General features: G+C 48.8%; 14 protein-coding genes and 1 tRNA gene. 13 read left to right on the top strand and 2 right to left on the bottom strand.

Annotated features, from left to right (window positions below; genetic code table 11):
* The first annotated feature begins 6 nt into the window (after positions 1-6).
* From MHI42_RS19660 to MHI42_RS19640, 5 genes are all read left to right on the top strand, one after another.
* A complete protein-coding gene (locus MHI42_RS19660; RefSeq protein WP_036651317.1) occupies positions 7-276 on the top strand; it encodes an HPr family phosphocarrier protein in 270 nt (89 codons plus the stop codon).
* 75 nt (positions 277-351) lie between these two features.
* Positions 352-888: a GNAT family N-acetyltransferase gene (locus MHI42_RS19655; protein ID WP_342420445.1), complete on the top strand. Its 537-nt coding sequence runs from the start codon at positions 352-354 to the stop codon at positions 886-888.
* 94 nt (positions 889-982) lie between these two features.
* Positions 983-1,741 carry an SIMPL domain-containing protein gene (locus MHI42_RS19650; RefSeq protein WP_171720819.1) on the top strand — a complete coding sequence of 253 codons (759 nt, stop codon included), beginning with the start codon at positions 983-985 and terminating at the stop codon, positions 1,739-1,741.
* 253 nt (positions 1,742-1,994) lie between these two features.
* Positions 1,995-3,101, top strand: coding sequence for a DUF4163 domain-containing protein (locus MHI42_RS19645; RefSeq protein WP_342420444.1), 1,107 nt, complete (start codon positions 1,995-1,997; stop codon positions 3,099-3,101).
* A gap of 179 nt (positions 3,102-3,280) precedes the next feature.
* A complete protein-coding gene (locus MHI42_RS19640) occupies positions 3,281-3,919 on the top strand; it encodes a GDSL-type esterase/lipase family protein (RefSeq protein ID WP_342420443.1) in 639 nt (212 codons plus the stop codon).
* Between the two features lie 86 nt (positions 3,920-4,005).
* Here MHI42_RS19640 and clpP read toward each other — a convergent pair whose 3' ends face one another.
* Positions 4,006-4,602 (bottom strand): ATP-dependent Clp endopeptidase proteolytic subunit ClpP, encoded by a 597-nt coding sequence (clpP, locus tag MHI42_RS19635; protein ID WP_042132753.1) that lies wholly within the window; start codon positions 4,600-4,602, stop codon positions 4,006-4,008.
* A gap of 193 nt (positions 4,603-4,795) precedes the next feature.
* Positions 4,796-4,870: transfer RNA gene (locus tag MHI42_RS19630), tRNA-Arg, on the bottom strand.
* A 331-nt stretch (positions 4,871-5,201) separates the two neighbouring features.
* Here MHI42_RS19630 and MHI42_RS19625 point away from each other — a divergent pair.
* From MHI42_RS19625 to secG, 8 genes are all read left to right on the top strand, one after another.
* Positions 5,202-6,254, top strand: a complete 1,053-nt coding sequence (locus MHI42_RS19625) for a sugar-binding domain-containing protein (protein WP_171720816.1) — start codon at positions 5,202-5,204, stop codon at positions 6,252-6,254.
* A 116-nt stretch (positions 6,255-6,370) separates the two neighbouring features.
* Complete coding sequence (gap, locus tag MHI42_RS19620; protein ID WP_039302421.1) at positions 6,371-7,381, top strand: type I glyceraldehyde-3-phosphate dehydrogenase; 1,011 nt, start codon at positions 6,371-6,373, stop codon at positions 7,379-7,381.
* Between the two features lie 117 nt (positions 7,382-7,498).
* The gene (locus MHI42_RS19615) at positions 7,499-8,680 is read left to right on the top strand and encodes a phosphoglycerate kinase (RefSeq protein WP_039302423.1); all 1,182 of its coding nucleotides are present in this window, start codon (positions 7,499-7,501) and stop codon (positions 8,678-8,680) included.
* Between the two features lie 33 nt (positions 8,681-8,713).
* Positions 8,714-9,469: a triose-phosphate isomerase gene (gene tpiA / locus MHI42_RS19610; RefSeq protein ID WP_039302428.1), complete on the top strand. Its 756-nt coding sequence runs from the start codon at positions 8,714-8,716 to the stop codon at positions 9,467-9,469.
* 2 nt (positions 9,470-9,471) lie between these two features.
* On the top strand, positions 9,472-11,016 hold the full coding sequence (gene gpmI / locus MHI42_RS19605) for a 2,3-bisphosphoglycerate-independent phosphoglycerate mutase (protein WP_342420442.1): 1,545 nt from the start codon (positions 9,472-9,474) through the stop codon (positions 11,014-11,016).
* A 59-nt stretch (positions 11,017-11,075) separates the two neighbouring features.
* On the top strand, positions 11,076-12,362 hold the full coding sequence (eno, locus tag MHI42_RS19600; RefSeq protein WP_171720813.1) for a phosphopyruvate hydratase: 1,287 nt from the start codon (positions 11,076-11,078) through the stop codon (positions 12,360-12,362).
* Positions 12,363-12,516: 154 nt separating this feature from the next.
* On the top strand, positions 12,517-12,780 hold the full coding sequence (locus MHI42_RS19595; protein ID WP_342420441.1) for a YesK family protein: 264 nt from the start codon (positions 12,517-12,519) through the stop codon (positions 12,778-12,780).
* Between the two features lie 144 nt (positions 12,781-12,924).
* Positions 12,925-13,158 carry a preprotein translocase subunit SecG gene (gene secG / locus MHI42_RS19590; RefSeq protein WP_039302440.1) on the top strand — a complete coding sequence of 78 codons (234 nt, stop codon included), beginning with the start codon at positions 12,925-12,927 and terminating at the stop codon, positions 13,156-13,158.
* Positions 13,159-13,205: the final 47 nt, after the last annotated feature.

Below are 13,205 nucleotides of genomic sequence, written 5' to 3'. Positions count from 1 at the left end.
CGTTTCATGACAAAGCACCCGGTAGTTGTTCGGTTGAAGACGGGGCTCCATGCTCGGCCGGCAGCATTGTTTGTGCAAGAAGCTAATAAGTTTTCGTCGGAGATTTTCGTGGAAAAAGACGATAAAAAAGTTAACGCCAAAAGTATCATGGGCATTATGAGCCTTGCGATCAGTTCCGGTACGGAGATTTATATCAGCGCAGATGGCGCAGATGCGGAACAAGCTGTAACCGCTTTGACAAGTCTTGTAAGTAAGGAAGAACTCGAGAATCAATAAATGGTACACGTCTTACCGAAAGCCCTTAGGGGCTTTTTTTTCATATTATTTATGGATAAGGGGAGATACACAGAAATGCAGATCCAAGGCAGTGAGGTAGCATTAGTGGAGCCTTCAGAAGCTCTCAGAGAGCCCTACCTGGCATTTTATGAAGAGTGGAAGGCCAGCGGAGAATCATTCGTTCCCTGGGTAGTCGAGATCGATCCTGCTGACTTTGCCGGTATGCTTCAGTCTCTGCGTGAGCATGCCGGCGGTGAGAATATCAAAGACGGATGGGTGAGCAGTTCAACCTTCTGGCTGGTGACAACGGATCAGCGGGTGGTGGGTGCCGTGAACATCAGACACTGGCTGACGGAAGCGTTACTCCGTACAGGCGGGCATATCGGCTATGGCGTGGTCCTTTCGGAGCGCAGACAGGGGTATGCGAGTGAACTTCTGAAGCAGGCTCTCCTGAAAGCTGCTGAACTGGGTATAGAGAAGGCACTCGTGGTCTGCGACGCCGTCAATACAGCATCGGAACGGACGATTCGCAAGAATGGCGGAGTAGAGGATAGCGAATATATTGAGGAGGACGGAAATGTCATCCGGCGTTTTTGGATAGAGACGAAATAAATTATTAAATAACGTACATAGGATATGCAACTTTTGCCATGCTGGTCCGTCTAGAGGGTACCAACACTTAAAGAAACGAAAGGGGATGGCAAGCATGATGAAATTTGGCAAATCAATCGGAGCAGTGCTGCTGGCAGGAAGCTTGATTATAGGAGGAATGGGGCTGAGCGGGGTGCTGAAAGGTCCTGAAAAGGCTTACGCTGCCGATGAGGTGCAGAAGAATATTGTTAACGTAGTCGGTAAAGGCGAACTTGCGATCAAACCGGATATCGTCTATCTCTCCATCGGGGTAACTACCACGGCTGATACTGCACAAGAGGCGCAGAAGGGTACCGCGGCAAAGATTGCGAAGCTGACTGCATTATTCAAGACAACCTGGGGAATTGCGGACAAGGATATTCAGAGCACACAGTTCTATGTACAGCCTAATTACGTCTATAGCGAAAAGGATGGCCAGCAGGTTAAAGGCTATAATGCCCAGCATACGCTGAAGATTTCCTACCGTGATCTGACTAAGGTCGGACAATTGCTGGATGCAGCATCGACGGCTGGCGCAAACAATATCGGCAATGCAAGCTTTGCGATCGAAGATCCATCAGCCTTTGAAGCACAGGTTATCGAAAAAGCAATGCTGAATGCAGATGTAAAAGCGGCAGCGATTGCTAAAGCGGCGAAACGCGGACTCGGCCAGGTGGTGACGGTCATTCAGAGTGATGACGGGAATAACCCGGTTATCTATATGGAATCTGCTAAAATGGCTAATACTTCAGCAGATTCAGCTGCCGGAAGTTCCGTTGAACCCGGAGAAGTTAAAGTAACCACTCAGCTTAGCGTAACCTATGAATTGAAATAAAGTGACCGCGAAGAGGCGCTTGCTCTGCTGTTTATGGCAGGGCGGGCGCCTTTTTTAGGAGAAAGTTTCGTTGAAATCTCTCAAATTGTTTAAATAAATGTAATAAGGTTGATAGAAAGACTCTTCAATCCTTAAGAAACTGTAAAGCGCATTGTAACATCCGCCGACCTTCTTTTCCCTATAATAGGAAGAGTGAAGCTGAGGGAACACATCACGTAACTATCATCGTACCAGCGGAAGGGGAAGAACAACAATGAAAATGAATGATACTTCGAAGAAATACGCCCGTAAATGGGGCGCAGGAATGATTGCAGCAGGAATGCTAATCGGTGGAGGAGTACTCCCGGCAGGCATTACCCAGGCTGCTCCAGCGGCTGCTCAGGCGAAAGCTGCCTCCTCCCCGGTAGTACTGAAGGTAAACGGCAAGATTGCAGCGCAGAAGGGGCTTTTCCAGGACGGAAAGGTATGGATTCCGGTAACGTTTATGCGCGATGCGCTGGGGATGCCGCTATCTTATGATAAAGCAGAGAAGACGTATACCATCGGTACAGGTACTACACAAACTAAACTGACGGTTACTGAATACTATACTACGATTAAAGTGAACAATTATTTTATCGGCGAATATGAAGTGAAGAATATGGATAACCGCTTCTATGTTTCGTTTGACCTGCTCAGCGATTACTTAGGCTACAAGGGTGACTGGAGTGCCGCTACGGGACGGCTCAATGTGATGAAGAGAACGCAAAATGCGGTAACTATAAAGACTGAGAGCTATGTTAAGGACCATAAAGATGCACCAATCAAGCTGGATTATCCACAGGTCAGCGGTCTTGCAAGTAGCGAGGCTGAGAAGGCAATCAATGATACAATCAAACAGACGATTCAGAAATACGCGGCTTACGCCGAAGATCAAATCTCCCTTAAATCCGAGGACGACCGTCCGTATGAATTCGAAGGCGGTTATGTGGTGACTTATAATCAGGACGGCGTGCTCAGTCTGATCACGAATCAATACGGGTACACCGGCGGTGCACATGGATCGACTATCCGCAATGCCTTTACCTTCTCACTTAAGGACGGCAAACGCCTGCTGCTGGGGGATTTGTTCAAGGCTAATCCTAACTACAAGAAACAGCTGAATGCCAAGGTATCTACTGAAATCAAAGCAAACGGAGGTTATCTGGGAGGATTCACAGGCCTGAATACAGAGAAATACTTCTATCTGAAAGAGGGCAAAGCCGTGCTCTTCTTCCAGCAATATGAGTATACTGCATACGCTACAGGCTTCCCGGAGGTAATCTTCAGCTTCAAAGAGCTGCTGCCGGACGGAAGCAGTCCGTTCGCTGCACTGAAATAACGTATAGGCTTCACAGTTCCAGTTCCGGTAGCTTCATCTATCCTGCCCTTGCGTTTCCTCCGGGAGACATGAGGGCAGGATTTTTTTGCGGGCCTAATAAGGCCGCCCTGCCGTTACCACATCCCCCGGGCAGTCATAAGCTAAAGAAAGCAAGCAGCTTATAGCGGGGAGGGAAGGCTATGGTCTATCAGTATACGGCCATTGGAGATTCATTAACGACCGGATTCGGGGCGCTGCCCGGGAACGGATTTGTTCCCGTCTACCGCCGGATGGCGGAAGGGCGGCTGCAGACTCCGGTTGCTTCTGCGAATCTAGGAGTGAATGGTCTGACAACAGCGGGGCTGGAGCAGCGTCTCAAGACAGACGGCGGCTTTCGTTCTGCGGTTAAGGATGCAGAGATCATTACCGTCTCTATCGGCGGCAATGATCTGATTAAGGCCGCCAAAGCCGCAGCGGGGAGGCCAGGTGAGCTGAATGGGTATCTGCAAAAAGCACTCCGGGACTGCAAACGGAATTTCAGTGATATTATGAGTACTCTGTCACAGCTGAAGGCGGGCACGCGAAGTCCTTACATTATCCGGATAGTAGGCCTCTATAATCCGTATCCTCAGGTGGATGAGGCCACAGATTGGGTGAGGCAGTTCAACCGCTATGCTGCCGGCTACAGCAGTTATGCCGTAGGATTTGCTTCCATTTATCATGAATTTGCCGGCAATGAGCGGGGGCTGCTGTTCCTGGATCATATTCATCCGAACGGCAGGGGCTACCGGGTGATCGCCGGCAAGCTGGATGCCCTGGGATATGGAAACTTGAGGTGAGTCATCAGTATATATGCCACATAAAGAGGCTGCCGCAGACCTGTAGGTCCGTGGCAGCCTCTTTATTTGTTGGTGAAGTATAGAAATTAAACGCCAGTCGGCAAGGTCTTCTCAATGACTTTATCGACAATGCCATATTCAGCTGCATCGGCAGCACTCATGAAGTAATCGCGGTCGGTATCCTTCTCGATCTTCTCGATCGGCTGGCCCGTACGTTCGGACAGGATACGGTTCAGCTTCTCGCGCAGCTTGATGATGCGGCGGGCGCGGATTTCAATATCCGAAGCCTGACCCTGGGCACCGCCGAGCGGCTGGTGAATCATAATTTCGCTGTTCGGCAAGGCAAAGCGTTTGCCCTTGGCGCCAGCGTTCAGCAGGAAGGCTCCCATGGAAGCGGCCATCCCTACACAGATGGTGGATACATCCGGTTTAATGTACTGCATTGTATCAAATATAGCCATACCCGCTGTAATGGAGCCGCCAGGGCTGTTTACATACAGGTGAATATCCTTATCCGGATCCTCGGCAGCCAGGAAGAGCATTTGTGCGATGATGGAATTGGCTACCACGTCATTAACCTCCGTTCCAAGGAAAATGATGCGGTCCTTCAGCAGGCGGGAATAGATGTCATAAGCGCGCTCACCGCGGTTGCTCTGTTCTACTACCATAGGAATATAACTCACGTGGAAAACCTCCTTGAAATTGGTGCTTCGAATGTGTTCATTTTTTACTGTTACCGTATTAACCACATGATAAACAAATTTAAACAAAAAGTCAAAGAAAGTCAAACTTAGATTCAAAAAAAAGAGCCATCAAGCGGCTCTTTGGTTAAATATAATATAAGCATTGCTAAATTATGTACAAAAGTGAAAATAATGGCGCGCCCGCCAAGAATCGAACTTGGATCTCAGGCTTCGGAGGCCTACGTCATATCCATTGGACCACGGGCGCAACAGAAATTATTATAATACACTTATTGCATAAAAGCAACGTGTAAAACCCATCGTGCAAAAAAATAGTTTTTCAGGCTCCCAGGCAGATGATAGCTTCCCACCTGACAGTCAGGTGATGGAGGTTTTCAGGCATGTGCTTAAGGGCGCGATTACCTCTCACAGACCGGCAGATGTATAAGATGAAACGGGTCTGAGAATTATAGTCTCGGAACACTTGCACTCGGCGTCAGTTTTGGGTAGAATATGGGTGGGACTTAAAAAGTTAACCCGGGACATTTTGAGACCACGAACAAGGGAAAAGAGAAAGACGAAGTTGCAGGAGTGAAAGCATGCGTAATTTATTGGAAATCCAAAAGCAGCTTCTGCCTGATCTCATGGAAACCCTTAAGAGACGGTATACGATTCTACATCAGATCATGCTGTCCGATATTATTGGGCGCAGAACGCTTGCCGCCTCGCTTGATATGACCGAGCGGGTGCTGCGCGCCGAGACGGATCTTCTGAAATCGCAAGGGCTCATTGAGATCGAGAGCGTCGGCATGCGCATTAGCGAAGCCGGTCGCAGACTGCTTGACCTGCTGGAGCCGATCGCCAAGAGCCTCTTCGGCCTGGATGATCTGGAAGAGAAAATTCGTACTACGTACGGTCTCAGTAAAGTAGTTGTTGTACCTGGCGACTGCGAGACCTCGCTGTTCACCAAACGTGAACTGGGGCGTGCAGGTTCGAAGGCACTGCTCAGTGTACTGCGCAGTGACGACACGATTGCCGTCACAGGCGGATCGACCCTGGCCGAAATGGCCGATCAGTTGACCCCGCCGCTATCCCTTTCCTATAAGAACGCCTGGGTAGTTCCGGCGCGTGGAGGACTGGGAGAGAGCATGGAGATCCAAGCCAACACCATTGCTTCGACCATGGCCAAACGGATTGGTGCCAATTACCGTCTGCTGCATGTGCCTGATCTGCTCAGCGGCGATGCCTATCAGTCGCTCGCACTGGACTCCAATATTGGAGAGATTGTGCAGATTATCCGCAGATCGCGTATTATTGTGCATGGAATTGGCGATGCCATTGAAATGACTCACCGCCGCAAGCTGGACCCCGGTACAATCTCAGAGATTCAGGACGAGGGTGCGGTAGCCGAATCGTTCGGATATTATTTCAATGAGAATGGCGAGGTGGTTCATACCATGCTGACCATGGGGCTGCGCCTGGAAGACATTATCCGTACAGAAGTCGTCATCGGTATTGCCGGCGGCAAACGCAAGGCTAAGGCCATTCATGCGATGCTGCGGTTCGGCCAAGAGGATATTCTCGTAACAGACGAGGCGGCTGCTGTCGAAATCGGCAAAGAAATCGACAAACAGTTGCAAGAGGTCCTATAGATTCCATTTTATGGGACGCGCGCAAAGGTATTATGCATTATACTTAACCTTGTTGTCTTGACGAGCCTCACGGCTTGTCTTGAATAAATAAAACGAAATCTAGGAGGAACTATTCAATGAGTGTAAAAGTTGGTATTAACGGTTTTGGACGTATTGGACGCCTTGCATTCCGCCGTATTCAAAATGTAGAAGGTATCGAAGTGGTAGCAATCAATGACTTGACTGACGCTAAGATGCTTGCTCATTTGCTTAAATATGATACAACTCAAGGTAAATTCCAAGGCGATGTTGAAGTTCACGACGGCTTCTTCAAAGTTAACGGTAAAGATGTTAAGGTTCTGGCGAACCGCAACCCTGAAGAACTTCCTTGGGGAGAGCTTGGCGTTGATATCGTTCTGGAATGCACAGGTTTCTTCACAACTAAAGAAGCAGCTGAAAAGCACCTTAAAGGCGGAGCTAAGAAAGTAGTTATTTCCGCTCCAGCTACAGGCGACATGAAGACTGTTGTTTACAACGTTAACGATGACATCCTTGACGGTAGCGAAACAGTAATCTCCGGCGCATCTTGCACAACGAACTGTCTGGCTCCTATGGCCAAAGTTCTGAACGACAAATTCGGTATCATCGAAGGCTTGATGACTACTATCCACGCTTACACAGGTGACCAGAATACACTTGATGCTCCACACGCTAAAGGCGACTTCAGACGTGCCCGCGCTGCTGCTGAGAACATCATCCCTAACACTACCGGTGCTGCTAAAGCAATCGGCCTGGTAATTCCAGAGCTTAAAGGCAAACTTGACGGTGCAGCACAACGTGTGCCTGTAGCTACTGGTTCCCTGACTGAGCTGGTTACTGTTCTGGATAAGAGCGTAACTGTTGAAGAAATCAACGCAGCAATGAAAGAAGCTTCCGATCCGGAAACTTACGGCTACACTGAAGATGAAATCGTATCTTCCGACATCAAGGGTATGACTTTCGGTTCCCTGTTCGATGCTACACAAACTAAAGTTCTGACTGTTGGCGACAAACAACTGGTTAAAACCGTTGCTTGGTATGACAATGAAATGTCCTACACTGCACAGCTCGTTCGTACTCTAGAAAAATTCGCTAAACTTGCTCAATAATACCGATTTTATATAGGCAGTACAATAGAGCGGAAACAATGAAAGTCTGTTTCCGCTCTTTCTAAATGAAATGGATTCGTGAATGAACCAATTTTGGGTGTGGAGGAAATGTTAATCATGAACAAAAAAAGTGTCCGTGATGTAGAAGTAAAAGGCAAACGCGTATTCGTGCGTGTGGATTTCAACGTGCCAGTGGAAGACGGTAAGATCACTGATGATACCCGTATCCGCGAAACCCTTCCAACAATTAAATACCTGATTGAGAACGGTGCAAAGGTCATTCTGGCCAGCCATATGGGCCGTCCTAAAGGTGAATTCGTCGATTCCATGCGGTTGACTTCCGCAGCTGTACGTCTGTCCGAATTGCTCGGCAAACCGGTAGCCAAAGCTGATGAAGCGATTGGCGAAGCGGTAAAAGCACAAATCGCTGAACTGAACGAAGGCGACGTGCTTGTGCTTGAGAATGTCCGTTTCTATAAAGGTGAAGAAAAGAACGATCCTGAACTGGCTAAGCAGTTCGCTGAACTGGCTGACCTGTTCGTCAATGACGCATTCGGTGCGGCTCACCGTGCCCATGCTTCGACAGAAGGCATCGCTCACTTCCTGCCTGCAGTATCCGGCCTTCTGATGGAGAAGGAATTGTCCGTTCTGGGCAAAGCCCTGTCCAATCCTGAACGTCCTTTCACTGCGATCATCGGCGGTTCCAAAGTTAAAGACAAAATTGACGTGATCGACAACCTGCTGACTCTGGCTGACAACGTATTGATTGGCGGCGGCCTTTCTTACACCTTCACCAAGGCACAAGGTTACGAAATCGGAAATTCTTTGGTAGACAACGACAAAATCGAAGCGGCGCTTGGATTTATCGAAAAAGCCAAAGCACTGGGCAAAAACTTTGTGCTTCCGGTTGACGTAGTTATCGCGGACAAGTTCGGCGCAGATGCCAACACCAAAATTGTAGATGTGACTGAAATTCCTGCTGGCTGGGAAGGTCTGGACATCGGTCCTAAAACCCGTGAAATTTATGCCGATATCATCAAAAACTCCAAGCTGGTTGTTTGGAACGGACCTATGGGCGTATTTGAAATTGATATCTTCGCTGAAGGTACAATTGCTGTAGCTCAGGCTTGCGCAACTACCGAAGGCTACACAGTTATCGGCGGTGGTGATTCCGCAGCAGCAGCAGAGAAATTCCACCTCGCAGACCAAATGGATCATATCTCCACTGGCGGCGGCGCATCACTCGAGTTCATGGAAGGTAAGGCACTTCCAGGCGTAGAAGCACTGAACGACAAGTAAGACGTAGAAGGTAGAAGGAGGCAATCCATTACTATGAGTAGAACACCTATCATTGCCGGCAACTGGAAAATGTTCAAAACTGTTCCGGAAGCCGAAGGCTTCATCGCTGAAATCAAAGGCCAGGCGGAAGTTGAAGGCGTAGAGACTGTAATCTGCGCACCTTTCACTAACCTGCCTGCACTTGTTGCAGCGGTACAAGGCACCAGCATCAAAATTGGTGCTCAGAACCTTCACTTCGAAGATAACGGTGCTTACACAGGCGAGATCAGCGGTGTAATGCTGAAGGATCTCGGCGTGGAATACGTTATTATCGGCCACTCCGAACGCCGTGCATACTTCGGTGAAACGGACGAAATCGTCAACAAAAAAATGCATGCGGCATTCCGCCATGGCATTACTCCAATTGTCTGTGTAGGCGAAAAGCTCGAAGAGCGCGAAGCGGACCAGACTAAAGATGTATGCAAAGTGCAGACTGAAGCGGCATTTGCCGGCCTTAGCGCGGAACAGGCAGCAAGCGTAGTTATCGCTTATGAGCCTATCTGGGCTATTGGTACAGGTAAATCCTCTACTTCCCAGGATGCTAATGAAGTTATTGCTTACATCCGTACCCTTGTAAAAGGCTTGTACGATGAAGCAACTGCTGAAGCTGTCCGTATCCAATACGGTGGCAGCGTGAAGCCTGAGAATGTAACGGAGTACATGAGTCAAAGCGACATCGACGGCGCTCTAGTCGGCGGTGCCAGCCTGCAGCCTGCTTCCTTCGTTTCACTCGTTGAGGGGGCGAAATAAGAATGTCAGCACCAAAACCTGTAGCTCTAATCATCATGGACGGTTTCGGTTTGCGTAACACGGATGAAGGCAACGCAGTTGCCCAAGCCAACAAACCGAACTACGACCGTTACCTGAAACAATATCCGAACACTACACTTACCGCTTGCGGCGAAGCTGTAGGTCTGCCGGAAGGACAAATGGGTAACTCTGAAGTAGGGCACCTTAACATCGGCGCAGGCCGGATCGTATACCAGGATCTGACCCGCATCGATAAGTCTATCCGTGATGGCGAATTCTTCGAGAACGAAACGCTGGTTGCTGCGGTGAGAAGCGCCAAAACAACCGGCAAAAAGCTTCACCTCTATGCACTTGTATCCGATGGCGGCGTGCACAGTCACATTAAACACCTGTTCGCGATGCTCGATCTGGCCAAAAAAGAAGATTTGCATGAAGTTTATATTCATGCCTTCATGGATGGCCGCGACGTACCACCCGACAGTGGACAGAAGTTCATTCAGGAACTGGTAGCCAAGATCGAAGAGGTTGGCGTAGGTACGATTGCTACGGTATCCGGACGTTATTATGCCATGGACCGTGACAAACGCTGGGAACGTGTAGAGAAAGCTTATCGTGCAATGGTGTATGGCGAAGGCCCTAAATATACCGATGCACTTCAGGCAATCACTGGATCTTACCAGAATTCTGTGTATGATGAATTTGTAGAGCCAAGTGTGATTGTAGATAGCCTGGGCAACCCGGTTGCGACAGTGGAGAGCGGCGATTCTGTCATTTTCCTTAACTTCCGTCCTGACCGTGCCATTCAGCTGTCGCAAGTATTCACGAACTCTGACTTCCGCGGTTTCGACCGTGGCCCTAAGTTCCCTGAAGGTCTGCACTTCGTATGTCTGACAACCTTCAGCGAGACGGTTCAAGGTTTCGTGGCTTACTCCCCGAAGAACCTGGACAACACGCTCGGTGAAGTGCTGGTTCAGCAGAACAAGAAGCAGCTGCGTATCGCGGAAACTGAGAAGTATCCGCATGTTACCTTCTTCTTCAGCGGCGGACGTGATGAGGAGCTTCCCGGCGAAACACGCATCCTGATCAACTCTCCGAAAGTGGCAACCTATGATCTGCAGCCTGAGATGAGCGCATACGAAGTGGCGGCGGCCTGCGTAGCGGAGATCGAAGCAGACAGACAAGATGCCATTATCCTGAACTTTGCTAACCCTGATATGGTTGGACACTCCGGCATGCTGGAGCCTACCATCAAGGCAGTTGAAGTGACGGACGAATGCGTAGGTAAAGTTGTGGATGCAGTGGTTGCCAAAGGCGGCGTTGCAATCATCATTGCCGATCACGGCAATGCGGATATGGTATTCGATGAGAACGGCCGTCCGTTCACAGCCCATACTACCAACCCTGTTCCTTTCATCGTTACAACTGAAAATGTTGTGCTGCGCGAAGCGGGTATCCTCGCAGATGTGGCACCGACAATCTTAGATCTGATGGGACTTCCGCAGCCTGCGGAAATGACCGGACAATCCATGATTGCCAGCCGCAAATAAGCAAGACCTCAAGTTTCATTGTTACACTAAACCTAAAGTTAAAAGGAGATTAAACTTACATGACTATTATTTCTGATGTGTATGCTCGCGAAGTCCTTGACTCCCGCGGTAACCCGACTGTAGAGGTTGACGTTTATCTTGAATCCGGTGCTAAAGGCCGCGCTATCGTTCCTTCCGGCGCTTCCACTGGTGCTCATGAAGCTGTAGAGCTTCGTGACGGCGACAAATCCCGTTACATGGGCAAAGGCGTTCTGAAAGCTGTTGAGAACGTAAATGAAATTATCGCTCCTGAAGTAATCGGTATGGACGCTCTTGACCAAGTGGGCATCGACAAATTGATGATCACTTTGGACGGAACTCATAACAAAGGCAAGCTGGGCGCTAACGCGATCCTGGCAGTATCCATGGCCGTAGCTCGTGCAGCTGCAGCAGCTCTGGATATTCCTTTGTACGTATACCTGGGCGGATTCAACGCTAAAACTCTTCCAGTACCAATGATGAACATCATCAACGGTGGTGAGCATGCCGACAACAACATCGACGTTCAAGAGTTCATGGTTCTTCCTGTAGGCGCTACAAGCTTCAAAGAAGCTCTTCGTACAGGTGCAGAAATCTTCCACAACCTGAAATCCGTACTGCAATCCAAAGGCTTGAACACAGCTGTAGGTGACGAAGGCGGATTCGCACCGAACCTTGGTTCGAATGAAGAAGCCATCACTACCATCATCGAAGCGATCGAAAAAGCCGGTTACAAACCAGGCGTTGACGTATTCCTCGGTATGGACGTTGCTTCCACTGAGTTCTACAAAGACGGTAAATACACACTTGCAGGCGAAGGTAAATCTTACACTTCCGCTGAGTATGTTGACCTTCTTGCTTCATGGGTTGAGAAGTACCCAATCATCACCATCGAAGACGGTATGTCCGAAGACGACTGGGATGGCTGGAAATTGCTTACTGAAAAATTGGGCGACAAAGTCCAATTGGTTGGTGACGACTTGTTCGTTACTAACACTGAGCGCCTTGCTACAGGTATTGAAAAAGGTATCGGTAACTCCATCCTGGTTAAGGTTAACCAGATTGGTACCCTGACAGAAACTTTCGATGCTATCGAAATGGCTAAACGTGCTGGTTACACAGCAGTTATCTCCCACCGTTCCGGTGAATCCGAAGACAGCACAATCGCAGACATCGCTGTTGCGACTAACGCTGGCCAGATCAAAACGGGTGCTCCTTCCCGTACAGACCGCGTTGCTAAATACAACCAGTTGCTTCGCATCGAAGATGAACTGGGCGAATTGGCTCAATACAACGGCCTGAAATCCTTCTACAACCTCAAAAGATAATATCTTTTGACCCTATATTTAAAGGGCCTGCCGAACTTTGGCAGGTCCTTTTTTTGGATTATAGATCCGAAAGTGCAATGCGATCTAGCGAGGTTGCCTCGGAAGCTTCTAGTGGGTTATTCTATAATTGTATATAACTGGAAGGAGCGTGGGTATGAACGCTATTGTTGCGGGTATAGGTGTGGGGATATTTTTAATTATTCTCAGCTGGGTGCTGTCGCGGACCGGGCGCATGCGGAGCAGAGCTGTTTTTTATCCGGGAATCACTGGTTTACTGGGCAGTATGATATTGCTGGTTCTAAGTTTCACTGTAATCGGAGGCTGGGAGGGGATCGGGTATGCCTTCTTCTCTGTACCTATATTACTAATCTCTGGTCTGCTGCTGCTTCTACTTGTCTCTTATAGGAGACAAACCTGAATAATGTAATAGCCGGATTAGTAGAATGAGGTTTGTGTGGTTGTATTCAATCTATGGCTATGATACAATAAAAATACTGTTTATGAAATCGTGAGGTCTAATTTAGCATAGATAGTGATGCTTGGACGTAGGAGGTGGAAGTGAATGGATATCTTTTTGAAAGTGGTGCTTCTGATTTTTGCCGTAGGTCTGATTGCGGTCGTTCTTCTGCAAAAAGGGAAAAGCGCGGGTCTTTCCGGTGCCATCTCCGGCGGTGCTGAGCATCTCTTCGGTAAAACAAAAGCACGCGGTATGGAGCTTGTATTGCAGCGTGTAACGGTTGGATTGGCAGCCGGATTCTTCATTATGTCAATCGTTGTAGCCATTGTTATTGAGTAGTTTGCCTACTGTAAGCCTTCGCTCTGTTCTGAATGGAATAGGCGGGG

The sequence above is a fragment of the Paenibacillus sp. FSL E2-0178 genome (assembly GCF_038593005.1).
In the GTDB taxonomy this organism is placed as follows: Bacteria; Bacillota; Bacilli; order Paenibacillales; family Paenibacillaceae; genus Paenibacillus_AQ; species Paenibacillus_AQ phytohabitans.
The sequence above is the reverse complement of the archived record's forward strand: the minus strand, read 5'-3'. Positions and strand labels throughout refer to the sequence as shown.

What these genes read in the sequence shown, in the direction of transcription:
- gap (WP_039302421.1), top strand. Translation starts at nt 6,371, where the DNA reads ATGAGTGTAAAAGTTGGTATTAACGGTTTTGGACGTATTGGACGCCTT.
- MHI42_RS19615 (WP_039302423.1), top strand. Translation starts at nt 7,499, where the DNA reads ATGAACAAAAAAAGTGTCCGTGATGTAGAAGTAAAAGGCAAACGCGTA.
- MHI42_RS19655 (WP_342420445.1), top strand. Translation starts at nt 352, where the DNA reads ATGCAGATCCAAGGCAGTGAGGTAGCATTAGTGGAGCCTTCAGAAGCT.
- tpiA (WP_039302428.1), top strand. Translation starts at nt 8,714, where the DNA reads ATGAGTAGAACACCTATCATTGCCGGCAACTGGAAAATGTTCAAAACT.
- secG (WP_039302440.1), top strand. Translation starts at nt 12,925, where the DNA reads ATGGATATCTTTTTGAAAGTGGTGCTTCTGATTTTTGCCGTAGGTCTG.
- MHI42_RS19645 (WP_342420444.1), top strand. Translation starts at nt 1,995, where the DNA reads ATGAAAATGAATGATACTTCGAAGAAATACGCCCGTAAATGGGGCGCA.
- gpmI (WP_342420442.1), top strand. Translation starts at nt 9,472, where the DNA reads ATGTCAGCACCAAAACCTGTAGCTCTAATCATCATGGACGGTTTCGGT.
- MHI42_RS19660 (WP_036651317.1), top strand. Translation starts at nt 7, where the DNA reads ATGACAAAGCACCCGGTAGTTGTTCGGTTGAAGACGGGGCTCCATGCT.
- MHI42_RS19640 (WP_342420443.1), top strand. Translation starts at nt 3,281, where the DNA reads ATGGTCTATCAGTATACGGCCATTGGAGATTCATTAACGACCGGATTC.
- MHI42_RS19595 (WP_342420441.1), top strand. Translation starts at nt 12,517, where the DNA reads ATGAACGCTATTGTTGCGGGTATAGGTGTGGGGATATTTTTAATTATT.
- MHI42_RS19650 (WP_171720819.1), top strand. Translation starts at nt 983, where the DNA reads ATGATGAAATTTGGCAAATCAATCGGAGCAGTGCTGCTGGCAGGAAGC.
- MHI42_RS19625 (WP_171720816.1), top strand. Translation starts at nt 5,202, where the DNA reads ATGCGTAATTTATTGGAAATCCAAAAGCAGCTTCTGCCTGATCTCATG.
- eno (WP_171720813.1), top strand. Translation starts at nt 11,076, where the DNA reads ATGACTATTATTTCTGATGTGTATGCTCGCGAAGTCCTTGACTCCCGC.